Genomic DNA, 20993 nt, shown 5'->3' with positions numbered 1-20993 from the left:
CCACCTGGAGGACATCCATGAGCAGTACCCCACACCACGACGTCGACCAGGCCCTCGTCTACCCCGAGCCGCCCGCGCACCCGAACTGGCGGCAGCCCGGCACGGCGAAGCCCCGGCCGATCACCCCCGCCCAGCAGGAGCACAACCGCGAGCTCCTGGCGCTCGCCCTGCGCAAGCCCCGCACGAGCGCGGCGTAGGAGGCCGGCCATGTTCACCGACCAGAAAGAGGCCCTCGAAGCCGAGGCCCTCGAACTCACCCCGCTCGGCAGCGGCCAGAGCGCCGCCGCCTCCCTGGTGGTCGCCCACCACGCCCGCGACAAGGACGACCTCGCCGACCTCCTGGGCGCGCTCGGACTGCCCTGCACCGAGGACGACCTTGTCACCCTGCTCCCCCACCTCCCCACCGCCGACACCCCGATGACCGGAGCCCAGATGACCGCCAACGCCTTCACCGCCACCGCCGTCTCCATGCTGAACAACGGCGACAGCCCCGAGCACGTCCGCGACACCCTCGGCCTGTCGGAGAGCGAGCTCGCCGACGCCGTCCAGCACGCCAAGATCGCCGAAGCCGTCCAGACCACCGGCCTGCCCGCCGACGACGCGGACACCGAGGACAGCGCCGACGCCCCGGAGACGGCCCCGGCCACGGTGCCCGACAGCACGATGGACGCCGACCAGACCGAGGCCCTGCTGGTGTGGGCGGAGAACCACCCGGCCGCCGCCATCCGCAACCGGGCCGCCCGCGTCCGCAGCGACCTCACCGAGCTGACCGAACGTCGTACCGCCGACGCAGCACAGCGGGAGGCAGAGGAACGGGTCGCCAGGGCCAAGGCCGAACTGGAGGCCGCTCAGGCACAGCTGCGCCAGGTGAAGTCCGGCGGCGGCCGCACCGCCACCGAGGACCAGGCCACGTCCGACGGCCAGGTCACCACCGCCGTGACCGCCGCCCCCGCGCCCAACGGCAAGCGCAGCAAGGAGCAGCTGGCCGCCATCCGGACCTGGGCGCGCGCCAACGGCCACCAGGTCGCCGACGCCGGGGTGATCCGGAAGTCGGTGGTGGACGCCTACGACGCCGCCCACCGCACCACCGCCCTGGCGGAGGCGAGCTGATGGACACCAAGCCGCTCACCATCGACGGCTTCCTCTACACCGTCCCCGCGCCCGGCGACGGCCCGGGCACAGCCCGCTTCCAGATGGTCGTCTCCCCCACCGATGACGCCGCGGACGACGTGGTCTGGTCCTGCACCACCAGCGACCCCCGGATCGCGTACGCCCTGCTCACCGACATCCAGGACGGCGACCTGCTGCACGTCTCCGGGTTCCTCACCCAGTTCGACGATCCGGCTCAGCCCGCCCGGCTCGCCGTCGACGACCTGGAGGTCCTGGCGCCCGCACCGGCGCGGGCCCTGCAGGAGATGGTCCTCGACAGGTACGGCGACTACGTCGTGGTGTTCGACGCCGACACCGAGGCCGTCCCGGTCTTCACCGCGGCCGGCCATTGGGTCGGCACGGCGAAAGACCCGGACGCGATCGGCACGCTGATCGAGAACCACGAGCGCGTGAACGGCGGCGACGGATGACAGACACGAACACCGCGCAGCGCACCGTCCTCGAGCGGTTCCCCGCCGGAGCTCCCCGCGGCTCGTGGCCGGCGGAAGAGTTCGCCGCCGGCCAGCGCGACCAGGGCGTCGACGCCCGCGTCGTGATGGACCTCAATAACGACCAGTTCCTCGTGGTCACCGACACTCCCTGACCCTCCCCTCAACGAGCGCCGCGCCCGCCTCACCAGCCGGGCGCGGCGCTCTCTCGTCTGCAACAAGGAGACCCCGTCCATGCGCATCACCGTCCAAGTCGAACCGCGCCACGCCGACAACAGCGCCTGCGAGCACTCGGTGAAGCCGTCCGGGAAGCCCCGCGACCCCGAGTCCGGATGCCCCGGCCGCACGCAGTTCGCCGTCGTCTGCTCCGAGCACGGCGACGTCGACCAGCCCCACCACGTCAAGCAGCTCGCCGAGCCCGCGGCCACCGAGCACCGCCAGGAGCACCGCGCCGCCCTCGCCACGCGCTGACCCCGCGCCCGGCCCGGCCGGGATCGCCCCTCATGCCTGTGGGGCGGCCGACGACACCGACTCCGGCCGCCCCACAGCACCACCCTGCCCCGACCTCCACCACCCCGAAGGGGAGCTCCACGTGCCCGAACCCGACACCGAACGCGTCATCACCCTCACCTCGTTCGGATTCCTCCACCTTCCCCGCGACACCGAAGGCCGCCCCGTCCCGCCGAAGGCCGACCGCATCGAGGACGTCCGCGACCGGCTCCGCGACCCGGCCGCCGCCCGCGACATCCTCGACCTGGACGGCCTCGACCCGCGCGTCCAGGCCGTCGTCCTCGACACCCCCGGCGCCCGCGACCTCCTCGACAACCTCGCCGACTACGCCGCCCTCCCCGCCGGTCCGAGCCGCATCGCGATCGGCTGTGCAGGAGGCCGGCACCGTGCAAGCGGCCTCACCGAACTGCTGGCCCGCGCACTCCGCGACCGCGGCCGCCAGGTCGAAGTCGAACACCTCCACGTCCACCTTCCGCGTGTGCTGAAAACGCCTCCCACCAGCCCCGCCCACACCACCCCCGAGCAGGAGCCGACCCGATGAAGCGCCCCTCCCTCTTCCGCCGCTGCGGCAACGCGCCCGGGGCTCTCAGCCCCGAGGACCAGGCCGCCGTCGACCAGTTCCGCGAGCTGCTCGCCGCACTGCGCGACATGGAGACGTGGACGCCCGGCCTCTACCGGGACATCGCCGTACGCGTCGGCCCGTTCGTCGAAAGGGCCCACCCTCGCCTGGGCGACGATCACGGGCCCGACCTGATCGCCGTCTCCCTGGTCCACCCCGACACCCCGCACGCGTCGGCCTACCTCCACGGCCACCAGCTCGGCTACACCGGCAGGGGCTGGCTGCGCTGCGAGACGGACAAGATCCTCGGACTGTGGCACCCGGCCCTCACCCCGCTCACCCACGCCGCGGCCGGCCTCGACATCCCCGACGACGTCGGCATGCGGCCCGCGCACTACGCCGTCCACGTCGAAGCCCGCCGGACGGACAACTCCGGCCGCATCCTGCTCCGCATGGGCCCGTACACCCAGACCTGGCTCGCCTCCCGCGACGCGGACCGCCTCAACACCCTGCTGGAGGGCAGGGCGGCCACCGTCATGCCCGGGTACACGGTCACCGCGAAGGACACCGGATTCCACGTCAGCGACCACACCTCCTACCGCGACCCGCACGAGGACGACGCCTGCAAACTTCTGGCGGCCCTCCTCGAGGACGTGAGCTCCCCATGGTGACGACGGCCCTGTACGCAATCGAGACCAGCGAAGCCGACGACGGCACGACCGTCCCCACCGAAGGCATCTGGACCCCCAGCAGCGAAGACGCGACCGACAACGGGTTCATCGCCTACAGCGGGCTGTACGTCGCCGGCATCGGAGCGCCGAACGACGACGCCCTGTACCCGGACCGGTTCGTCGTCCTCGGGCACCACCGGTGGGCAGACCTCATCGAGGCCGCCGCCGCGTTCATGGACCGAGTCCACGGCTGGCGCAACCTTCACCTCTACCCCGGCGACGACCCCGCGGTGCTCATCCACCGCATCCCACGGGCAGTTCACACGCACGCAGTCTTCTTACGGCACCCGCACCCGGACCACCCGTGCGGCTGCGAGTGGGAAGACACCTGGCGCCTGATCTGGTCACCGCCCACCGAGCCCGGCGCGGTCCCGGTCACCGCCATGCGGCACCCCGCCGCCCCGGCAACCGCCACGGGTCTCCCCAACCCCGACCAAGGGGCGCCCGCCGTCTGGGCACCCTGACGCACACGGCTGAGCATGCAGAAGGCCCGTACTCCCCGCGAAGCGCTGCGGGGGTACGGGCCTTCTTGCGTTTCAGGGCCCTGGGGACTCAGGCAGGCTGCTGCTCTTGCTGGTTCAGCTCCTGGAGCAGCGTGCCGTACGCGTCCGGGTGCTGCTCGCGCAGGATCCGCAGCCACGTGCGGGCGCCTTCGACGAAAGCGGGCAGCTCCATTTTCGTGTGCAGGTGCATTGCGATGTGTACCGGGTCGTCGTACGGCAGTTGGCGCACCGAGCGGCCGTCGTCGTCCTTAGGGACTTCAGTGTCGGCGAGACCATCCAACCGAGGACTCGGCAAGGAGCCGTTCAAAACCGGGTTTTGAGCCGGTGCTGCTTCGGCCGCAACCCCCTGCTCCGCGGCTGGCCTCAAAACCGGGTTTTGAACCGATGCCAGCTCACGCCCAGCCGCGGGCCTTGGCTCGGCGGCTTTTGCCTTGATCTCGGCGACACGGGTGCGCTGCTCCGTGTGGTTTGAGGACCGGGCAACCTGCCGGGCCTCCTTGATCTTCAGTGTTCCGGCGTCGACTTCCTCCCGCAGATCCGGCGCCAGGTTCAGCAGAGCCAACCGTTGGGAGACGAACATCTGCGACTTCCCGATGCGTTCGGCCACCTTCTCCTGGCTGCCGTGCCGCTTCACCATCCCGGCCAGGTACTCGGCCTCCTTGATGGGGGCCAAGTTCTTCCGGTGGATGTTCTCGATCATGACAGCCTCGTCGATGCGGCCGTCCTCGTCACCGAGCTGGTCCTGGACACGAATGTCGATCCGGGTCCACCCGAGTTGCCGGGCGGCGGCAAGGCGCCGGTTGCCGGTGACGACGACCCACTCCGCCTCCCGAAGCAGCTTGCGGGTCTTTGCGGGCGCTTTTGCGACTGCTTCGGCCTTGGCCTGCTCGAACACGGACCGGGAAACCACCGCGAGCGGTTGGAGCTGTCCGATCTCCTTCATGGACGCCTTGAGCTCCCGGAATTCCGGGTCGTCGTCGCTGTAGTCCTCTTCCGGCCGTGGGTTGTCAGGGTTACCGACGATGGTGTGCATGAGCACGGTGACGGGCGGTTCTGTTGGCTCCGTCGCCGCGTTGGTCTCCGCTGTGCCGGTCTTGTTGCCGCCACCCAGGAGCTCGGACCAGTCCTTGCGCTTGGAGGCCGCCATCAGATCTGGCCCTTCTTCCCTGCACCGATCTCGAGAGCGAGCCTGTAGAAGTCCTCGCGGGCTTCCATCGCGACCCGGTTCTTCTTGTACTGGGTGACAACGAGGCCTTCGAGGGCGGCCCGGGTGTGGACCTTGTAGTGGCGGATCACGGTCTTGGCGAGGTTCCAGCCCTGCCCCAGGACGAAGTTCTTCGTCTGCTCGAGGTCGGCGTCGCCGTCGCGGGGATCCCAGTTGTTGATGACGACCCAATACTGCTTGCCGAGCGGCTTGACGACTTCCTCGATGGTGTCGCGCGTAGGCATGAAGCCGAGAGGCTCGGGCTCGATGGGCACGATGACGTCATCGGCGACCTCCAGGACGGCACGCATCGCGTCGGCAGCGGCGCTGTCTCCGAAGGGGTCACCGGCGTGCTGCTTCTCGTCTTCGGGAAGGTCCATCCATCCAGGGGTGTCAATGAACCCGCGCTTGACCTTGCGGGACTTCTTCAGCTCAGGGAAGAAGGCGAGATCTGCGCGGGAGCGGGTTTGGATGAAGGAGAAGGGAAGATCGTCTCCGACACGTTCGGACCACCATGTGGTGGAGCCTTGAGGGTCGGCGGAGACAGCCGCCACGTAGTCGGGTTCGCCGTCCGGGGACTCGCCCAAGACGTGGGAGGTGATTGCCGCAAGGTTCACGGTGAGAGTCGACTTGCCGACTCCGCCCTTGCGGTTGATGAGCGCGGTGATCCGTGCCATGAGTGGTACTCCAGGGTTCCGTATGCTTCCCGGCCATCGATGGCCGGTACTAGCGGACCGGCACAGCATGGCACACGGACCGGCCACGGCTCGGGCACGCGAGCCGTGGCCGGCGCGTTAGAACCGGGTTTTGGAGCAGATACTGACGAGCTGAAAGCGGGAGCAACCAAAACCCGGTTTTAGAGACACGACACCAGCGAGACCCAGGCGGCATCGCGCAACGAGCGGGGTGAAGGGAGTCGGTGACGTGGTGCGGGGCTGTTCGTCTTCGGCTGTCGGACGGAGGGTTACGCGGGGGTGCGCGGGTTGACGGTGGAGTCGTCTGCTGTCGGTCTGTGTGGTTGGTGCGGTGTGGACGGGCGGCTGCGGCGCAGCATTTGCCTGGCCCTCTGTAGGGGGCTGAGGTCAAAAGGCGGTGCCCGTCTGGCGGGCGTGAGGCAGCGGTCGGCGCCCGTCGCACGGGACCGCTCGTGAAGGTTCGCTGAACTCTCCCGCCCCGCGGGATCGGGTCTTTTCCGCAGGTCAGAGCCGGTGTCCCCTACGGGCATGATCAGTGTTGCGAAAGTGCAGAGGCGGAACGCCTGGCGGTACTACGTACGTGGCGTGGCCTTCGGTGACGGTCGCCGCCCGGCCCGCCAGGCGTTGAAGGACGCCCAGAAGATGGCCGGGCTCCCGCCCGGGGTGTGGATGGGGCGCGGCCTGGCCGCGCTCGGGCTCGCCGCCGGACAGACGGTGACGCAGCGGCAGATGGAGCTGCTGTACGGGCAGGGCCGGCACCCGGACGCCGACCGGATGGAGTGCGAGCTCCTGGACGACGGAGTGGACCCGGAGACGGCACGGCTGGCCACCGTTCTCGGGCAGCCGCCCGAAGAGATCGAGAAGCGCGGGCTGACCCCGCTGTTCGCCCTCGACTGGGTGTTCCGGCCGCAGGCGTCCCTGATCGTCCTGTGGGCGCTGGGGGACGACCGCACCCGGCGGGTCATCGAGCGGGCGCACGAGCGGGCCATCACCGCCGTGCTGCGCTGGCTGGAGGATGAGGTCGCGGAGACCCGGTGGTCCTCGGGCCGCCAGCGCGCGAAGGCACCGGCTCTGGTGGCCTCGAGGTGGAGGCACTTCGACAACCGAGACGGCTTCCCCCTCCTGCACGACCACCTCCTGATCCTGAACCGGGTGCAGCGCCCGGACGGCACCTGGGGCGCGCTCGACACCCGGCGCCTGTACCAGAACGTGGTGGCGGCCGGAACGCTGTACACCCTCACGATGACGACGGAGGTGTGTGAGGAGCTGGGTCTGGCGACCGTGCCCCGGGAAGTGACGCCGGGCCTGCGCCCGGTCATGGAGATAGCCGGGGTGGACCAGGTCCTCATCGACTGGTCGGCCACCCGCCGCGAGCAGATCGACGCGGCCCTGGAGGGCATCACCGACAGGTACGTCGCCAAGCACGGGCGACTGCCCAGTGAGCGCGCCCGCCACGGACTCGGCTGGTGGGCGGCGCAGGAAACCCGCCGCGCGAAGAAGACCCCGAAGCCGCTGGAGCAGCTGCGCGCGTGGTGGCGTGCATCCGCGATCCTGCGCTTCGGCAAGGAGATGGTCGACGGGCTGCTGGAGCGGTGCCGGGCGGCCGGCGCGGCGATCCGCTCCCGAGTGAGCCCGCACGTGGACGCCGTGCTCGCCGCCGTCGACGTCGCTGCGGTTGTCTTCACCGTGCGCCGTACCTTCGCCCGCCGTCACGTCCTGGCCGAAGCCCGCCGACACCTCCTGGAGACCCTGCGCGGCCGTGAGTTCACGCGCGGCCTGGACGACTACATCGCCGACCAGGCCCTCGCCCGCCACTCGCGCCAGCTCACCGTTCCCCAGCTAGGCCGTCCGACGCCGGCACCGGACCAGCTCACCTACACAGCCGACTTCGCCTGGCCCCACCGGTGGTGGATCGCCAGCACCGGTGACAAGCCGCCCCGGGAGTCGACCAGGTACGAGCGGGCCCGGGTCGCCAGCCTCGCCCTGCAGAACGCGATCCGTGACTCTGCTCTCACCCCGGAGCAGCGGGCCGCCGCCGTCCAAGACCGCCAGCAGCCCGCACTGCCGGAGCAGTTGGAGGGCCGTACAACAGACCCGGCGACGTGGATGCGGACCCCGGAGAACCTCGACCGGTTCGCCGCCTTCACCAGGGCAGCCGAAGCCCGCCGCCGCGCCATCGCCGACCGGCCACAGCCAGACCGGCCGGACGGCGCGATTGCCCCCGGCGACCAGCAGCAGCACCAGACGCCTCAGCCCGGCCAGGGCGGGGGAGCGGCCCGCGACCGCTGAACGGGCCGGGCCCGCCCGGCGGGACAGGAGACAAAGCCGCCGGATCAGCCTCCGGGACGCGGTCGGCGCACGCGTCCCGGAGCCGGCCGGGAGCGGCGAGGGTACGGGGAGAGACCAGCCGAAGCCTGGAGGCCCCGATGGTTGATCCGATCCCGCTGCCCTCGCCGGAGCAGTTGGCGCGGCTGAAGGAGCTCGCCGACGCGTCCCGGCTGCGGGCGGCGCTGAACCCGCCCCCGAAGCCGCCGCGCCGCCGTCGCCCCACGCGGCAGTACCCCGGCGGCAAGCCCAACCCCCCGTGGCAGCCCGCGCGCCACTGCCGGTGCCGCCGGGGATGAACCGGTCGACCTGGTGCGCACCGCACCGCCGATGACGTTCATCGCGCGCACCGAGGCGCACCACGATGAACGTCATCCTGCGCACCAGTGCGATGACGTTCACTCCCGGCTGCCACACCGGTGCGCATCACGGTGAACCCAGGCGATGCGCACCGCACCGCGATGCGCACACTCACGGTGACGGTGCGCAGGGATGGTGCGGCTGGTGCGGCACCCCTTGTCGAGGTGTGCCGCACCATCCGCAGACCCCTTGGCGCCTTGAAAATCAACCCTTGTCGAGTTCTGCAACCGCGCCCTTTTCCCCGGGCCACGGTTCGCTATTGACCGGATCCTCCCTTTATGCGTGCGCGATGCTGTGCACCGAGGGGAGCACTCTCCCTCCCGCACCCGCTCTTGGTGCCCTTCACGCTGAGTGAATCGGTGCGGGTGCGGTTCACTCCCGCACCACGATGCGCACCGGGTGCGGGAGTGAACCGCACCGGATGCGCACCATCAGGCGGGGAAGTGCGCTGCGTCGTGCACAACTCATCGCACCGCGCGCACCCGGTGCGCGCGGTGCCCTGTGGGCTCGGGTGTCCAGCGCGTGGCACCGGCCGTACACGGCGCGGTGGTTCTATGCTCCGTCCGTGGGACAGACCCCGGCGCAGAAGGCCGCCAAGGCGGCACGCGGGCAGCAGCCGAAGAAGAGGCCCGGCAAGGCAGAGATCGAGGCGTTCAAGCGAGCGCAGTCGGCGAAGACGAAGGCGGGCGGCGGGAAGCCGGCCACGAAGAAGACCGCGGCGAAGAAGCCGGTGCCTCCGCCGCGCGGCTCGGTCCGGGCCGCCTACCCCGGCACCTGCCCGGCCTGCCTCAAGGACTACGACAAGGGCACGGTCATCACGAAGGTGGGGGAAAACTGGGGACACCCCGGCTGCGCGCCCCGCCAGGCGTCGGCGGCGGAGCGGGAGTTCGCGCGGAACAAGGCCAGGATCGAGAGCGGCGAGACGTTCCGCTCCCGCAAGCCCTCGGACTGGCGGCGCGGCGCCTCGGTCTCCAGCACCCGCCCCGCCCGCTGAACTCCGCGTCCGGCAGTGTGGCGTCGGCCACGGACGAACCGTCCGGTCAAGGGGCGGTCAAGGGTCAAAACGGACACCGCGGGCCGGAGTGATCAGGTCGCGGACAAGGGGTGATCCCGCAGGGTGGCACCCGTCCCGCACGCGCCCGATGCGTGCGGGACGGACCAACAGCCGCCCGCCCCGGCCCTGATGCCGGAGAAACGCGAGGACACCGTGCCCACGCCGACCGCGCCCACCCCCGCCCCCCGCTCCCGCTGCCGTGCACGTCCGGGACCGGGGAGTACCGCCGACCGCCCAGGCCTCGCCGTCCGGCCCGGTCGCGCGCACCGTTCCGGGTGCTGGACAAGCCCCGGCGAGCTCCTGCCGCGGGCACTTGTGGTCCCACTGCCGATGCCACTTCCGTGCCCGACACCCGCCCACCCTGCATTTGCCCAGGTCATCACGGCTTTCCGGGACGATTCCGGATCGTCACAACCCTCTTATCTCTCTAAATACCTGAATGGAATGACGGTGAGAGAGCAGATCATCGGGTCCGGGGGCCCGGCGCCCTCTGCGGCCGGGGGCCGGCGCCCGGCCGGTGACCGGACGCGTACGGCGGGAGGGCGAGTCTGATGGCGGGCAAGCGCAAGGAGAACGAGGCGGGATCGAGCAACGACCTGCGCGCGGATGTGCTGCGCGTCCTCGGGGTGCTCAAGGTCGCCACGGCCGACCAGATCCAGCGGCTGTCCTTGCCGCACCTGACGTACCGGCACACGGACAAGCCGACGGCGGCCAAGCAGAAGGAAGCCAGGACCGCCTCCCACCGGGCCGCGGCGAACGATCTGCGGCGCCACGGCCTGGCCGTCGACGGCGGCCGCACGCGGCGCGGTGAGGAGTCCCGGCTGCTCACACCGGCCGGGCTGGCTGCCGCCGCGATCGACCTGGACCGCGCGCCGGAAGAGATGGGAGGCATGCCCAAGAGCGCGGGCCGCTCCGGCGCCTCGCACTCCATGACGGTGAACGAGACGGTCATCGCGCTGATCCGCCCGAAGCCCGACCTCGACCTGGTCGCGAAAGAGCCGGCCGAAGCGGTCGCCGCCGCGCAGGCCGCCGTCGACGCACCCGACGGGATCGGCACCATCACCTCCTACGCCACCGAGGTCGCGCTCCCGGTGAAAGGCACCTGGAAGAACCCCGCGATCGGCAGCGTCCGCGCCGACGTCGTCGTGACCGCGCCGGGGGCCGGTGTGCCGCTGCTGTTCATAGAGGTCGACAACTGCACCGAGGAAGCGGTCATCATCGCCTCGAAGTTCGACAAGTACATGAGGTTCTTCCAGCGGAAGGAGAAGGACACCGACGGCATCGAGAAGGCGATGTGGCGCACCCGCTGGTCAGCACCACGTGCGGGGGCGGGAGATGAGCGTGCGCACCCGCCGGTGCTGCTCGTCTTCCACCAGTTCGGCAAGCGCTCCGCCAAGAGCCAGATGGCACACGTCGCTGACCTCACCCGGCCGCACTGGCAGGGCCGATGGGACCGTGAGGACGGCTTCCGCTCGTACGAGGGCCGCATCCCGATCGTGGCGACCACGCTGGAGCTGCTGCGCGAGCACGGTCCGGCCGGGCCCGCGTTCTGGCGGTTCGGCCGTGACCACCGCGAGCCGCTGCTGGACGCGATCGGCAACCCTCGCAGGGACGCCGCCCTCGCCCGCCACCACCGAGCCGCTCGGGAAGAGCGACGTCGGCGCGAGGCGCAGGAAGCCGCGGAACGGGAAGCCCGGCGTCCTGTGTGCGCGGACTGCGGCAACAAGTTCAGCGACGACCGATGCACAGCGGTCGCCCTACGGGACTGGGGGCAGCCGCGTGAGTCCCACCCGCATCTGTGCGAGGACTGCCAGAGCCGGGCCGTCGCAGCCGAGCGGCAGGCCAAGGCAGACGAACGCGAGCGCCAGGAGCAGGAGCGCCTCCGCCAGGAGGCGGAAGCCGAGCAGGCCGCGCGGAAGGCCGGCGGCTGGCTCGGACGCTGGCGCACCTGACCCGGCCGGTTCTTCCACCGGCGGCGCGGGCCAGCCCACGGTGCCGGTGGAAGAACCGCGTTGTCGGTGGCGGCTGCGACGCTGGACGGATGAACGGAGACGAGCAGCTGCGCAACGGCCGGGTCTACGGCCATGACCACGACGACCCCAACCCCGGCCCGCTCGCGCACCGGACCTACGCCGAACTGGTCGGCGGACCGCTGGACGGCCTGCTGCTGGACATCCACGGATGGCGGCCCGTGGAAGTCGACGACGGGGTGGCCCTGTCCACCGAACTCGGGCAGTTCCCCGGCGGCCGGTCGCTGTACGACCCGCGCCCCGGCGAGGCGCGTACGCCGGGCCCGGGGGTGAGTTGCCGCTTCTACCACTCCGGCGACATGCCCTGACCATCGCCCCGACCACGGCAGGTCAGCACGCTGCCCGCCCCCGCCACCGGTCTGCTACCGCCGGCCTTCCGTCAGCTGGCTGGCGGTGTTCTCGATCCACAGCAGCGTCCACTCGACTCCGGACCGCCACCCGGGCTCGGCGCCGTCGTACCGGCCTTCGGCGTCGGCCCGGATGTTGGCCGCGAGGGTGCGCAGGTCCTTCTGTAGTCCCTGCCGCCGGGCCGTGTCCATGGCCTGGCGCATCTCGTCAGTAATGTCACCGGGTCGGAGCTCGCTCATCGACCCACCTTGGACGATCTCCCCCGGAGAAGGCCATACCGCGAGGTCATCAACCTGGACACCGCACGGCGAAGTTCTGGTCAGCCGGTGATCGCCCGTGGCAGGCTCTGCCCTCCCAGGCAGGAAGGAAAGTGCCCCAATGCAGGGTTTTGCCGAGACAGAGGGCGAACTGTGCCCGGACTGCAAGGCGGGGCCCGGCCCCGAGAACACCTGCGTCGGGGTCGGGCTGCCCATCCAGATGTGGCACACGCCCGACTGCCCGACGTGGACCATCATGCAGATCAACATCGAGGCCGGCTCCCGGCGCATCAAGGAGCAGGACGCATGGGCCAAGGACGTCTTCCCGGCCGCTCACGACCGCATGAAGGAGGCCGTCGCCGCGATGCCGCCGGGCACGGCCGCGCAGCCGTTCATCGACGCGTTGGCTGAACTGGTCCAGGCGCAGGCCGGTACGACGGGGTTCGTCGTCCTGCACCGGTGGGCGGAGATCCTGGAGCGGCACTTCCCGCCGGAGCTCCCCGACCCCGACCACACCACCGACTAGGCACCAGACACCCCCGACCACGGCAGGTCAGCGTGCTGGCGTTCCGCGCCGACCGCCCGGCCGCCCCGCAGTCCTCGAGGAAGCCTTCGGGGAGAGCGCCTTCTTCGCGGGTGTGGCCGGAGCCTCGGTCGCGTCCGTGCCGGGCGTCTCGCCGCGCGCCGCCCGGGCCTTGCTGACGGACTCCTGCAGCGCGGCCATCAGGTCCACCAGCTGCCCCGGCCGGGCCGTCGGCTCGGGGGCCTGTGGCGGCTGACGGTCTTCCTGCTTGGCCTCGATCACCGCGTGCAGGGCCTCGGTGTACCCGTCGGTGAACTCTGGGCCGGTGAGGTCGTCGCGGGTCATGGCGTCGATCAGCGCCACGGCTTCGTCGATCTCGTCTTCGTCCAGATCGACCGGCGGCGGGACCACGGCGGCAGGGTCACGGATCTCGTCTGGCCACAGCAGACCGTGCAGAGCGATGACATCTCCCCGCACCCTCAGCAGACCGAGCCGCTCACGGCCGTGCCACGCGAACCTGGCGACCGCGACCCGCGAAGCTCGCTCCAGGGCACGGCGAAGCACCAGGTACGGCTTCGCCGCGACGGTGCCCTGAGGCTGGAGGTAGTACCCGGCCCCGATGCGCAGCGGATCGACGGCGGCGGCCGGGATGAACGCGATCAGCTCGATGGCGCGCGCCGTGGGCAGCGGCAGGGCCCGCAGCTCTTCGTCCGTGACCGGGATGACCCGGCCGTCGGGGAGTTCGTAGCCGCGCCCTATCTCGCCGAAGGTGACCTCACGGTCCTCCCGCTCGCACCAGTAGCGGTTGCGCACCAGAGCGTTGTCGGCGGTATGGATCCTCCGGAAACGCACGCTGTGATCTTCGGTAGCGCTCAGGACCGTGATCGGGACGCTGACGAGCCCGAACGAGATAGCGCCGTTGAAGATGCTCGCGGGCATGGGGCACACCTCCAGGACCCCGAGCACTACCAGCCTAGAAGCCCCGCCACGGCGCGGCACGAGCACGGCCAGGCGCTCGCCGAGGCCCTACATGTCGGCGGCCTCGTGCAAGTCCAGGAAGAACCGCAGCCGCACGCCGGGCTCGCCGGGCTCCCGGGTCGTACGGTCCGCCGGCGCCACCGCGCACCGCCCGGCGAGCAGCTCCTGGATGGCGAACGCCGTCTGGTCGTCGGCCGCCGCCACCTCCACCACGGCCAGGCCGGGCACCGCCACATGTGCGTCGTTGATCTGCTTCATGTACGGCACTACGCTCCGGTGCCCGCAGAAGTTCTCCTACTTCGGCGGCTTCACCCGACCGAGTAGGGTCACGGCCATGGCGACGACTGAGGCGGTGCTGACCGCACTCGCAGAGCTCCGTGAGGATCTCGACACCGGTGCGTGGACGCCGGATGAGTACGAGCGGGTGCTCGCCGTGACGGTGCGGACGGAGGGCCCGGCAAGCGCAGACGCCGTCCGTACCGGGCTGCGCGCCGCCGGGCCGGAGGGGACCGACGGGCGCCTCATCGTGGTCGCGGCCCGCTGCGGGTACGTCCTGGACGGCCTGAGCCTCACCAGCGCGGAGGACAAGGAAGCGGTGCGGGACGCCCTCGATGAACTGCTGGACCGGGTGGTCCTTGCAGGCATCCTGCCCCCAGCCGCCATCTGACGGCTGGGTCCGGCCATGAGCCTGTTGCACGGGGTGTTGCGGTAGGCGTTGCGTCAACGTGTTGCGGTAGGTGTTGCGCTGGATGTTGCGCGCGCCTCCACGGCGCCCCGGAGTCCGACCAGGTCACCCTGCGCGTACGGCGTGGTCGGGCCGCTGACATCCCCGTTGCGGCCCCCCTTCGCACATGCCCTGGCTGGAGTTGAGGGAGAGGAAGAGGCGGGATGGGCGGCGCGGACGCAGCCGGGGATCGGGGCGCACTCGCCGGTGTCGCGCGTCGGCCCCGCCGCCGCGCCGGTCCGCCGACGATGCGTCGGCGGGTGTCAGTGGTCCGTGGGCGGCCCGATGTGGAGCGACCACTGCCCGGTGAATTCATCCAGGTCGATCCGCAACGGCTCCAGCGCATCGGCCTCCTGGACGTCGGCCCGGATGATGCGGCCGGTCCCCAGATGCAGCGACACCCGCAGCTGGCGGCCGATCCGGTTGGGCACCTCCATCCCCATGAGGGGGAGAGACACCATGGCGCCGGCCTTCAGCACGAAGGGCAGTTCCACGCTCACGCCGTCGTGCTCGAAGCGCATAGGGGCGTAGAAGGTGACAGCGGGGTTGAAGATCAGCTCAGTGCGCCGGGCCCGTTTCCATCCCAACCGCTGCACGGCCCGCAGCCGCCACAAGGCCCGCCGGATGCGGTGTCCCGGGATGTCGCGCCAGATCGAGTAGCCGACGATCGTCACGTCCAGGCGGCCCACATTCGACACATCGGTCCGTACCCACCAGCGGCCGTCGTGCTTTTGCCGGGTGGATAAGACCTCGACGCGGCCACCGGTGAGGCGGTGGCTCCATATCTGCCAGCCGAAACCGGCCGCGCCGGTGACGGCTCCGAAGACGGCCAGCGCATTCGTCCAGTTCATGATCCGGAGCGTAGAGAGCTCCGAGTACGGCCGTCCGGCGATCAGCCCTCCCCGCCGCGACTGCCTACGCGCGCGTGATGGTGTAGCGCACGCCGGGCCCCCACCGCTCCATCACCGGGGCCATGCACCACTGGCACAGAGGGCAGCCGCCGCTGCCGTACCGGTACGTCTTGCGCTGGCACCCGGCACACAGACCGACACGGTCACCGGGGCAGGTCAGCGCAGACGGGTCCGGCTCCGAGACCGGGGGCGGGGGAGTAGTCGACATCGTGCGTCCTGTTCTGGGCGGCGAACACCAGCCACCTCGCCCGCAGGATATCCGGCTGAATGACACGACTGTTCGAGCCTCGCCCCGGCCTGGAACACGACTGCACCCCACTGGCGTACCGGCCCTCCGATACGGTCGCGCCATGACCGACGCCCTGCGCCCTCCCCGCACCACGTGGGAATACTGCCTGTCCGCCGCTGACGAGCTGGTGCTGTGGCACATGCGGCAGGGCCGGGACGTCCCGGAAACCGATCGCCCCCGGGTGGTGACACTGATCGGCGCCGCCGCGTACGGCCTCGCCTCCAGCATCAGCCTGGACGGGCCCGACATCGCAGGCCTTCCGCTCACCGGCCCCGATGAGAGCCGCTCCGCCAGCGTCCGGGGCGTCCTGCAACACCACGCCCTGACCGCCCTCCAGACGTCGCCTTACGAAGTCCTGGGCGCTGCCGAGCGCGAGCAGCTGCTCGCCGCGTACGGCACCTCCGCGTTCGACCTCGCGCGGGAGACGGCGGTCGCGGTCATCACCCACCACGCCCAATCCTCCGGGCAGTCAGGGCAGCCCCACCCCACGATCAGGGACCGCGCGCCCGAGATGGCCGGCATCCGGGCGGCCGGAACCAAGGTAGACGTCGAAGAGGCCCGCAGCCGCCAGCAGTTCCTGAAGACGTCCGGAGCGATCTGGGTCGTCTACGACGAAGGCCTCAGCCGTCTGCCCGTCCTGTGCACCCGCTGCCAGGCCCGCACCGGCCTGACGCTCCAGGCCGACGCCGAAACCGGCAGCGTCCGCGTCATCTGCCCCGACCGCCACACCACCCACGATCACCGCCTCACGACCGCCGGGGTACAGGCAGCCCTCGCTCTCGGAGGGGCGACCCGATCCGACGACATCGAGATCAACGCCTAGAAGCGGGTCAGGTCAGGACTCGCCGGACTCTGAGCCGGTGATGTGATCGAAGCCCTTCAGCAGCGGGCTCAGCTCCTGGGCACAGCCGCACAGGGGGCACAGCCGGGTCGCCGGATTCTCCGCGACGTTCAGGGCACGTTCCAGATCGAGCAGCGGAGCTCCCTGCGGCGCTTCGTCGCAGTCCGGCGCGTGCAGGACACCGCCCCGGTCCGGTCCTCGCCCGCCGCGGACCTTCGCCAGCACCCACCCCGACGCCCGACGCTCCCCGAGGACCTCCCGCACCACCGACTGCGGCGACCGCTCCAACCTCTCGGTGACGACCTGGTCGTAGTCGACGCCGTCGACCCGACGCACGTGCTGCGGGGCGCGCACCCACACCCGGTACTCCGCCGCCTCCACGCTCCCGTCCTCGAGGTCTCGGTACGACGGCAGCCCCACGAGGAAGACCCAGCCCGTCTCGGTCTGCCGCCGCTTCCACAGCCGCGCGACGATCTCCTGCTGCTCGGTCCCGAGCAGAGGATCGGCGGGCAGCACGACCCTCACGGGCACAGGAACCTGCCCGGGCCCGGCAGCGTCATCGGAAGGCGTCTTCACCGCCCCACAGTAGGCAGGCCGCTCCGGCAGGGGAGTGGCGCAGACGGATGCGGCACCGCAAGGATGGGCGAGGCCAGCAGCCCCCGAGTACGAGGACATCACCTGACCGTGGACAGCTTCTCCGAGGCCCTGATCACCGAAGTGCCCCTCGCGGGGGTGACGGCGTGACCGACTTCCCCGGCCCCATCCCGATGCACGGCGACAGGGTGGAGATCCTGGCCACCACCTTCGTGGCGACCATCACCGGGAAGATCACGTCGCGTGGCGTCCTGGTCGACGGCAACGGGTTCGTTGAGCTCGTGCTGCCCGACGGCGACCCGCAGCAGCGCCGCGACCTGGAGCGGGCCACGTGGTACCAGTACCGCCTCTACGACGGAGATGCGCTGCTCTACTCGTCTCCGGGCCTGCAAGTACGTGAGACCCGGCGGGAGGGCGACGGGGCGCTGGTGGTGATGGGCTCTCCCTGATCCCGTCCCTCTCCCGGGCGGTGGGGACGTCCCACAACTCCCGCACGGCACGAAACCGGTGGTGCTAGGCGGGGATCGCTCGTACAGGTCCGGCGCGCGACAGCGGACCAGGCCGGTGGCGCCAGCCGGGACGGCTCCCGAAGTCGCTGCGCCACCCTGCGGGATGACGAGGGTCCGGACGCGCACTGCGCCCGGACCACGGCGTACTCAGGTATTCCGACGTCATCAACCGGAAGGCAGCCATGAGGTTTCACACGCACCACAGCACCCAGCCGAACACGAACGCGCCGATCAGGTACGGCGACCCAGGAGACCTGTGGCACGCGATGGCCCGCCTCCATGCAACCCATCCCGAGCCGGTCGGCCTCATCGAGCCGTTCGAGCGGCCGTCGGCACGGCTGTCGATCGTGAAGCCGGAGGACATCGTCGTCTCGGCGCGGGTGGAACTGTTCGAGGACGAGCCGGTGAGCCGCCTTCACGACGTGATCGAAACGGTGTCGCGCCGCCTCGCCGGGGACGGCGAGCTCGGCGAGTACGCGCTCGTGCCCGACGTCGCACTGGAGCTCATGATCGGCGTGCGGCAGGAACTGCCGCTGCACAGCGCCCATGTAGAGGGCCTCACCCGGCTCACACGGGACGCCCTCGGCAACATTGGCGCGGGCAGTGGCCCCGGGGAGGGGAACTGCTGCCACTGCGGAGGGACCGGCCTGGCCCGCCCTCTGTGGAAGCCGTCGTTCTCAGCCGGTCACGACGCCGCGTAGTTCCCGTACAGCACGTTCGCGGTGGTGCTGGTGATCGCCTCGTACAGGTCCAGGGCGCGGTCCACCTCGAGCAGCAGCGCGCCCGCCGGCGCTTCCTCGCAGTGCAGAACAGGGTGGTGCGTCCGCAGGGCGATCGAGACTCGCTGAGAGGGATCTCCGCAGCAGCGGGGCCCGGTCCTCCCACCGGATGACCGGGTCCGGAGCGCGTGCCTGCTTGTCAGCGGGTGCGTTGCTCGATCAGGGGCCCTCGTTTCCAGGTGACGCCTTTGGTGTCCTCGTCACGGGCCATCCACACCATGCGGGGCCCGCCGTTGTCGGCGGCTTCGGCGACGCGCTCCACCAGCGTGGTGCAGAGGTCCGCGGCTTCGTCCTCCTCGATGTCGTCGGCCGGGAATCCAGCCCGCACGTCCTAGCGGACCTCCTGCCCGCCCCGGAGAGCAACGGTCAGGAACTCGGGCTGCTTCACGTCCCACCACACCTGCTCGATGGTGTCGGCCCGCACCACCCGCACTCCCCGGGCCTCGCTGTGCAGCTCCACCCACACGTCCATGACGGCCATCAGCCCTGCCCTCCCGATGCGCGCCGGGACTCCATGCCGATCGCGTAGGCGACGTCCTCGGACAGGCTCTCGTAGGGCAGACCGGCCTTCTCTATGATCCCGGCGAGCACCCCGGGCTTGGCGTACGGGGCGCAGTCGGTCAGCCCGGCCTCCAGGCGGGCCAGACGGCGCAGGAAGCGTTCCATGTCGACCTGACCGCCGCCGCGCATCGCCTTCCACGAGTGCGCGTACCGGTTCGCCCAGTCCTGCAGATGACTCGCCGCGCCGTCGAACAGGCCGTCGGCGTCCAGCTTGCCGGGATGCCTGACGCCCATCGGCCGGAGCCGGTGGTGCCGGGCGGCGGAGGGACGGTAAAAGACCCAGAGCTCCGCGCCGCTGCCGCCTGAGTCGACCACCACCGACCCGGGCATCAGGTCCCACGCCTCCTCGATGGCGGCCGCGGCCTTGTCGATGTCGCTGGCCGGTCGTCCGGTCACCAGCTGCACGTGACCGAGCCAGCCGGTGCCGTGCTCCAGCACATCGAGCACGGCTCCCGGCAGCGGCCCGTCCGGAGCGGCGATCTCCCGCGCCCACATCTCCTGAACGTCCTCGCCGCCCTGGAGGAACTGCTTGCGCCTGCGCTGCTGTTCGTGGTCTGTCATAGGCCCCTCTTCCCGTAGACCGGCTCTGCACCTCCCGTTGTACCGATCACGCCGCCAGCAGGTGCGGGACTCCCACGAAACTTGGCCTGCATCCGTCCACGGGCCAGCCGCTTTGGCCCGCCGGGGCGTTGTCAGGCAGCGAGGACGTCCCGCAGTTCGCGTACGGCGCGTTCGTGTTGGTGCTCGGTGGGGATCGCCTCGTACAAGTCCAGAGCACGGCGGTGGACAGGCCGGTGCGGTAGTCGCCGGGCAGTCCGTTCAGAGCGGCGACCGTACGGCGGCACGCTTCTTCGCTGTCGCCGTCGTGGTGAGCACAGGCAGCGCCGTCGATGTGCAGCAGGGTGCGCGTCATGGTGCTGGTCGGCGCGGACAGTTCCAGGGCGCGAAACTGGCTCTCACGGGCGCGGGCCGTGTCCCCGAGGGTGGTGTAGGCGTGACTCAAGTGGACGTGGTGTTTCTGCTCGCCGTACGTCAGCCACGTATCCGACCGTTCTCCCTCGGGGAGCCGTTCCATCAGGGCGTCAGCGGCGGCGAGCGCGGCGCGGGCCTGCTCGGGCTGGTGGTTGAGGGCGTAGGCGCGGGCGGCGACGGCGGCCGCCAACACCGCGGCGGCGGTCGGCCGGTTCCCGGCAGCGTGGCGGGCCTGTTCGGCGAGGCCGGCGGCGGCCTTCGGGGCACCGTAGTTGAGCGGGACCATCGCCTCGCGCGCCCGGACCCAGGCGTACAGCTGGCCGTCGCCGGATTCGGAGGCCGCCCGGGCGGCCGTGTTGAACCAGGCGCGGGATTCCCGGCGGCTGCCCAGGTCGTGTAAGACGATCGCGGTCATCCCGGCCATCTGCCCGGCCGTGCGGCACAGCCGCGCCCGTGCCGGGGCGGGCTGCGGGACGGTGAGCAGCGGGCGCAGGGTAGTGAAGTCGGTGACCAGGTCGGCCAGGACGCGGGTGGGCTGCTGGCCGTGGTAGCCGTACCCGTAGCTCTCGGCTGCGGCCTCGAGGTCGGCCAGGTCCTGGGGCACGTTGGGGGAGAGGGTCTGGTCGACGTCGGTCCGGGCGGCGGTGAGCGCGGCGAGGGCCGGAGCGGTGAGGCCGGCGGCGAGCGCGCCACGCAGCAGGTTGCGGCGCTTCATCGGATCATCTCCATGGTGGGACTCCGTGCTGAGAACGGCGGTGTCCTCCCAGGGTTGCGCAGCCAGGCCCAGGAGGGCACCGGGAATGCGCAGACCGTCGGCGATTCGCTCGACAGTTGCCAGCGCGGTGACAGATGCGGCGCCCCGGGCGATCTGGCTGACGCGATCGGACTTGAGCGCGCACGCTTCGGCGATTCGGTTGAAGGAGATCCCCGCGCCGTGGGCCGTCGCGAACACCGTGGTGAAGTCCCGCTCGTGCAGGGCCCGGACGAACCCGGGGTCGGTCAGCAGGTGGCGTGGCAATTGGGCAGGTGACGGCGGTAAGTCGTCCACAAGTCCCCCTGAAAGCCCGTGGAATGACGCTGCGTCAGCCTCATGACCATACCCACCGTGGGGGCCCCATGACGGGGTTATCGCCAGGGC

General features: G+C 70.9%; 29 protein-coding genes. 18 read left to right on the top strand and 11 right to left on the bottom strand.

Going from position 1 to position 20993, the window contains the following annotated elements; all coding sequences use genetic code 11:
- Nucleotides 1-17: 17 nt before the first annotated feature.
- The 8 genes from ABZ896_RS28310 (at nucleotide 18) to ABZ896_RS28275 (ending at nucleotide 3862) form a co-directional block, all read left to right on the top strand.
- Complete coding sequence (locus ABZ896_RS28310; RefSeq protein WP_360935015.1) at nucleotides 18-197, top strand: hypothetical protein; 180 nt, start codon at nucleotides 18-20, stop codon at nucleotides 195-197.
- Nucleotides 198-207: 10 nt separating this feature from the next.
- Entirely contained in the window at nucleotides 208-1110 is a 903-nt protein-coding gene (locus tag ABZ896_RS28305; RefSeq protein WP_360935012.1) for a hypothetical protein, read from the top strand.
- Nucleotides 1110-1580, top strand: a complete 471-nt coding sequence (locus ABZ896_RS28300) for a hypothetical protein (RefSeq protein WP_360935009.1) — start codon at nucleotides 1110-1112, stop codon at nucleotides 1578-1580. The genes ABZ896_RS28305 and ABZ896_RS28300 overlap by 1 nt, the downstream gene beginning before the upstream one ends.
- Complete coding sequence (locus ABZ896_RS28295; protein WP_360935006.1) at nucleotides 1577-1753, top strand: hypothetical protein; 177 nt, start codon at nucleotides 1577-1579, stop codon at nucleotides 1751-1753. The genes ABZ896_RS28300 and ABZ896_RS28295 overlap by 4 nt, the downstream gene beginning before the upstream one ends.
- A gap of 79 nt (nucleotides 1754-1832) precedes the next feature.
- The gene (locus ABZ896_RS28290; protein WP_360935003.1) at nucleotides 1833-2069 is read left to right on the top strand and encodes a hypothetical protein; all 237 of its coding nucleotides are present in this window, start codon (nucleotides 1833-1835) and stop codon (nucleotides 2067-2069) included.
- Nucleotides 2070-2190: 121 nt separating this feature from the next.
- Nucleotides 2191-2649 (top strand): RNase adapter RapZ, encoded by a 459-nt coding sequence (locus ABZ896_RS28285; protein ID WP_360935000.1) that lies wholly within the window; start codon nucleotides 2191-2193, stop codon nucleotides 2647-2649.
- Nucleotides 2646-3338 carry a hypothetical protein gene (locus ABZ896_RS28280; RefSeq protein ID WP_360934997.1) on the top strand — a complete coding sequence of 231 codons (693 nt, stop codon included), beginning with the start codon at nucleotides 2646-2648 and terminating at the stop codon, nucleotides 3336-3338. Before ABZ896_RS28285 ends, ABZ896_RS28280 begins: the two co-directional genes overlap by 4 nt.
- Nucleotides 3332-3862, top strand: coding sequence for a hypothetical protein (locus ABZ896_RS28275; protein ID WP_360934994.1), 531 nt, complete (start codon nucleotides 3332-3334; stop codon nucleotides 3860-3862). The genes ABZ896_RS28280 and ABZ896_RS28275 overlap by 7 nt, the downstream gene beginning before the upstream one ends.
- Nucleotides 3863-3950: 88 nt before the next feature.
- Here ABZ896_RS28275 and ABZ896_RS28270 read toward each other — a convergent pair whose 3' ends face one another.
- Together ABZ896_RS28270 and ABZ896_RS28265 are read right to left on the bottom strand one after the other, a co-directional pair.
- Nucleotides 3951-5048, bottom strand: coding sequence for a ParB/RepB/Spo0J family partition protein (locus tag ABZ896_RS28270; RefSeq protein WP_360934991.1), 1098 nt, complete (start codon nucleotides 5046-5048; stop codon nucleotides 3951-3953).
- The gene (locus tag ABZ896_RS28265; RefSeq protein ID WP_360934988.1) at nucleotides 5048-5782 is read right to left on the bottom strand and encodes a ParA family protein; all 735 of its coding nucleotides are present in this window, start codon (nucleotides 5780-5782) and stop codon (nucleotides 5048-5050) included. The genes ABZ896_RS28270 and ABZ896_RS28265 overlap by 1 nt, the downstream gene beginning before the upstream one ends.
- A gap of 564 nt (nucleotides 5783-6346) precedes the next feature.
- Between ABZ896_RS28265 and mobF the strand changes: the two genes are divergently transcribed.
- From mobF to ABZ896_RS28240, 5 genes are all read left to right on the top strand, one after another.
- Complete coding sequence (mobF, locus tag ABZ896_RS28260) at nucleotides 6347-8089, top strand: MobF family relaxase (RefSeq protein WP_360934985.1); 1743 nt, start codon at nucleotides 6347-6349, stop codon at nucleotides 8087-8089.
- A 137-nt stretch (nucleotides 8090-8226) separates the two neighbouring features.
- Nucleotides 8227-8424, top strand: a complete 198-nt coding sequence (locus ABZ896_RS28255; RefSeq protein ID WP_360934982.1) for a hypothetical protein — start codon at nucleotides 8227-8229, stop codon at nucleotides 8422-8424.
- Between the two features lie 626 nt (nucleotides 8425-9050).
- A complete protein-coding gene (locus ABZ896_RS28250) occupies nucleotides 9051-9479 on the top strand; it encodes a hypothetical protein (RefSeq protein ID WP_360934979.1) in 429 nt (142 codons plus the stop codon).
- Nucleotides 9480-10090: 611 nt separating this feature from the next.
- The gene (locus ABZ896_RS28245; RefSeq protein ID WP_360934976.1) at nucleotides 10091-11491 is read left to right on the top strand and encodes a replication-relaxation family protein; all 1401 of its coding nucleotides are present in this window, start codon (nucleotides 10091-10093) and stop codon (nucleotides 11489-11491) included.
- A gap of 89 nt (nucleotides 11492-11580) precedes the next feature.
- Nucleotides 11581-11877, top strand: coding sequence for a hypothetical protein (locus ABZ896_RS28240; protein ID WP_360934973.1), 297 nt, complete (start codon nucleotides 11581-11583; stop codon nucleotides 11875-11877).
- 54 nt (nucleotides 11878-11931) lie between these two features.
- On the opposite strand, the gene ABZ896_RS28235 is transcribed toward ABZ896_RS28240, so the two are convergent.
- Entirely contained in the window at nucleotides 11932-12156 is a 225-nt protein-coding gene (locus ABZ896_RS28235; RefSeq protein WP_360934971.1) for a hypothetical protein, read from the bottom strand.
- Nucleotides 12157-12295: 139 nt separating this feature from the next.
- On the opposite strand from ABZ896_RS28235, the gene ABZ896_RS28230 reads away from it, so the two are divergent.
- Nucleotides 12296-12700 carry a hypothetical protein gene (locus tag ABZ896_RS28230; protein ID WP_360934968.1) on the top strand — a complete coding sequence of 135 codons (405 nt, stop codon included), beginning with the start codon at nucleotides 12296-12298 and terminating at the stop codon, nucleotides 12698-12700.
- Nucleotides 12701-12727: 27 nt separating this feature from the next.
- Here the strand turns inward: ABZ896_RS28230 and ABZ896_RS28225 are convergent, their stop codons facing one another.
- Nucleotides 12728-13636, bottom strand: coding sequence for a Ku protein (locus ABZ896_RS28225; RefSeq protein ID WP_360934965.1), 909 nt, complete (start codon nucleotides 13634-13636; stop codon nucleotides 12728-12730).
- 87 nt (nucleotides 13637-13723) lie between these two features.
- A complete protein-coding gene (locus tag ABZ896_RS28220; protein ID WP_360934962.1) occupies nucleotides 13724-13933 on the bottom strand; it encodes a DUF6207 family protein in 210 nt (69 codons plus the stop codon).
- Between the two features lie 76 nt (nucleotides 13934-14009).
- On the opposite strand from ABZ896_RS28220, the gene ABZ896_RS28215 reads away from it, so the two are divergent.
- A complete protein-coding gene (locus ABZ896_RS28215; RefSeq protein ID WP_360934959.1) occupies nucleotides 14010-14342 on the top strand; it encodes a hypothetical protein in 333 nt (110 codons plus the stop codon).
- A gap of 320 nt (nucleotides 14343-14662) precedes the next feature.
- Here ABZ896_RS28215 and ABZ896_RS28210 read toward each other — a convergent pair whose 3' ends face one another.
- Complete coding sequence (locus ABZ896_RS28210; RefSeq protein WP_360934956.1) at nucleotides 14663-15250, bottom strand: hypothetical protein; 588 nt, start codon at nucleotides 15248-15250, stop codon at nucleotides 14663-14665.
- Nucleotides 15251-15660: 410 nt separating this feature from the next.
- Here ABZ896_RS28210 and ABZ896_RS28205 point away from each other — a divergent pair, with 410 nt between their 5' ends.
- Nucleotides 15661-16422 (top strand): hypothetical protein, encoded by a 762-nt coding sequence (locus ABZ896_RS28205; protein ID WP_360934953.1) that lies wholly within the window; start codon nucleotides 15661-15663, stop codon nucleotides 16420-16422.
- A gap of 12 nt (nucleotides 16423-16434) precedes the next feature.
- Here the strand turns inward: ABZ896_RS28205 and ABZ896_RS28200 are convergent, their stop codons facing one another.
- The gene (locus ABZ896_RS28200) at nucleotides 16435-16971 is read right to left on the bottom strand and encodes a DUF6233 domain-containing protein (protein WP_360934950.1); all 537 of its coding nucleotides are present in this window, start codon (nucleotides 16969-16971) and stop codon (nucleotides 16435-16437) included.
- A gap of 209 nt (nucleotides 16972-17180) precedes the next feature.
- Here ABZ896_RS28200 and ABZ896_RS28195 point away from each other — a divergent pair, with 209 nt between their 5' ends.
- Together ABZ896_RS28195 and ABZ896_RS28190 are read left to right on the top strand one after the other, a co-directional pair.
- Nucleotides 17181-17483: a hypothetical protein gene (locus ABZ896_RS28195; RefSeq protein WP_360934947.1), complete on the top strand. Its 303-nt coding sequence runs from the start codon at nucleotides 17181-17183 to the stop codon at nucleotides 17481-17483.
- A gap of 242 nt (nucleotides 17484-17725) precedes the next feature.
- A complete protein-coding gene (locus tag ABZ896_RS28190) occupies nucleotides 17726-18244 on the top strand; it encodes a hypothetical protein (RefSeq protein WP_360934944.1) in 519 nt (172 codons plus the stop codon).
- A gap of 217 nt (nucleotides 18245-18461) precedes the next feature.
- Here the strand turns inward: ABZ896_RS28190 and ABZ896_RS28185 are convergent, their stop codons facing one another.
- The 4 genes from ABZ896_RS28185 to ABZ896_RS28170 are packed head-to-tail and all read right to left on the bottom strand — an operon-like array spanning nucleotide 18462 to nucleotide 20873.
- Nucleotides 18462-18650 (bottom strand): hypothetical protein, encoded by a 189-nt coding sequence (locus tag ABZ896_RS28185; RefSeq protein ID WP_360934941.1) that lies wholly within the window; start codon nucleotides 18648-18650, stop codon nucleotides 18462-18464.
- Between the two features lie 3 nt (nucleotides 18651-18653).
- Nucleotides 18654-18803, bottom strand: a complete 150-nt coding sequence (locus tag ABZ896_RS28180) for a hypothetical protein (protein ID WP_360934938.1) — start codon at nucleotides 18801-18803, stop codon at nucleotides 18654-18656.
- Nucleotides 18803-19444 carry a hypothetical protein gene (locus tag ABZ896_RS28175; protein WP_360934935.1) on the bottom strand — a complete coding sequence of 214 codons (642 nt, stop codon included), beginning with the start codon at nucleotides 19442-19444 and terminating at the stop codon, nucleotides 18803-18805. Before ABZ896_RS28175 ends, ABZ896_RS28180 begins: the two co-directional genes overlap by 1 nt.
- Before the next feature lie 46 nt (nucleotides 19445-19490).
- On the bottom strand, nucleotides 19491-20873 hold the full coding sequence (locus ABZ896_RS28170) for a hypothetical protein (protein WP_360934932.1): 1383 nt from the start codon (nucleotides 20871-20873) through the stop codon (nucleotides 19491-19493).
- Nucleotides 20874-20993 lie beyond the last annotated feature (120 nt).

This window comes from Streptomyces sp. NPDC047072 (assembly GCF_040643855.1).
Taxonomy (GTDB): Bacteria; Actinomycetota; Actinomycetes; order Streptomycetales; family Streptomycetaceae; genus Streptomyces.
The sequence above is the reverse complement of the archived record's forward strand: the minus strand, read 5'-3'. Positions and strand labels throughout refer to the sequence as shown.

Bases quoted from the DNA above. Each gene is read 5' to 3' on its own strand.
- ABZ896_RS28310 (WP_360935015.1), top strand. From the start codon at position 18: ATGAGCAGTACCCCACACCACGACGTCGACCAGGCCCTCGTCTACCCC.
- ABZ896_RS28305 (WP_360935012.1), top strand. From the start codon at position 208: ATGTTCACCGACCAGAAAGAGGCCCTCGAAGCCGAGGCCCTCGAACTC.
- ABZ896_RS28300 (WP_360935009.1), top strand. From the start codon at position 1,110: ATGGACACCAAGCCGCTCACCATCGACGGCTTCCTCTACACCGTCCCC.
- ABZ896_RS28295 (WP_360935006.1), top strand. From the start codon at position 1,577: ATGACAGACACGAACACCGCGCAGCGCACCGTCCTCGAGCGGTTCCCC.
- ABZ896_RS28290 (WP_360935003.1), top strand. From the start codon at position 1,833: ATGCGCATCACCGTCCAAGTCGAACCGCGCCACGCCGACAACAGCGCC.
- ABZ896_RS28280 (WP_360934997.1), top strand. From the start codon at position 2,646: ATGAAGCGCCCCTCCCTCTTCCGCCGCTGCGGCAACGCGCCCGGGGCT.
- ABZ896_RS28275 (WP_360934994.1), top strand. From the start codon at position 3,332: ATGGTGACGACGGCCCTGTACGCAATCGAGACCAGCGAAGCCGACGAC.
- ABZ896_RS28270 (WP_360934991.1), bottom strand. From the start codon at position 5,048: ATGGCGGCCTCCAAGCGCAAGGACTGGTCCGAGCTCCTGGGTGGCGGC.
- ABZ896_RS28265 (WP_360934988.1), bottom strand. From the start codon at position 5,782: ATGGCACGGATCACCGCGCTCATCAACCGCAAGGGCGGAGTCGGCAAG.
- ABZ896_RS28255 (WP_360934982.1), top strand. From the start codon at position 8,227: ATGGTTGATCCGATCCCGCTGCCCTCGCCGGAGCAGTTGGCGCGGCTG.
- ABZ896_RS28245 (WP_360934976.1), top strand. From the start codon at position 10,091: ATGGCGGGCAAGCGCAAGGAGAACGAGGCGGGATCGAGCAACGACCTG.
- ABZ896_RS28240 (WP_360934973.1), top strand. From the start codon at position 11,581: ATGAACGGAGACGAGCAGCTGCGCAACGGCCGGGTCTACGGCCATGAC.
- ABZ896_RS28235 (WP_360934971.1), bottom strand. From the start codon at position 12,156: ATGAGCGAGCTCCGACCCGGTGACATTACTGACGAGATGCGCCAGGCC.
- ABZ896_RS28230 (WP_360934968.1), top strand. From the start codon at position 12,296: ATGCAGGGTTTTGCCGAGACAGAGGGCGAACTGTGCCCGGACTGCAAG.
- ABZ896_RS28225 (WP_360934965.1), bottom strand. From the start codon at position 13,636: ATGCCCGCGAGCATCTTCAACGGCGCTATCTCGTTCGGGCTCGTCAGC.
- ABZ896_RS28220 (WP_360934962.1), bottom strand. From the start codon at position 13,933: ATGAAGCAGATCAACGACGCACATGTGGCGGTGCCCGGCCTGGCCGTG.
- ABZ896_RS28215 (WP_360934959.1), top strand. From the start codon at position 14,010: ATGGCGACGACTGAGGCGGTGCTGACCGCACTCGCAGAGCTCCGTGAG.
- ABZ896_RS28210 (WP_360934956.1), bottom strand. From the start codon at position 15,250: ATGAACTGGACGAATGCGCTGGCCGTCTTCGGAGCCGTCACCGGCGCG.
- ABZ896_RS28205 (WP_360934953.1), top strand. From the start codon at position 15,661: ATGACCGACGCCCTGCGCCCTCCCCGCACCACGTGGGAATACTGCCTG.
- ABZ896_RS28190 (WP_360934944.1), top strand. From the start codon at position 17,726: ATGAGGTTTCACACGCACCACAGCACCCAGCCGAACACGAACGCGCCG.
- ABZ896_RS28180 (WP_360934938.1), bottom strand. From the start codon at position 18,803: ATGGCCGTCATGGACGTGTGGGTGGAGCTGCACAGCGAGGCCCGGGGA.
- ABZ896_RS28175 (WP_360934935.1), bottom strand. From the start codon at position 19,444: ATGACAGACCACGAACAGCAGCGCAGGCGCAAGCAGTTCCTCCAGGGC.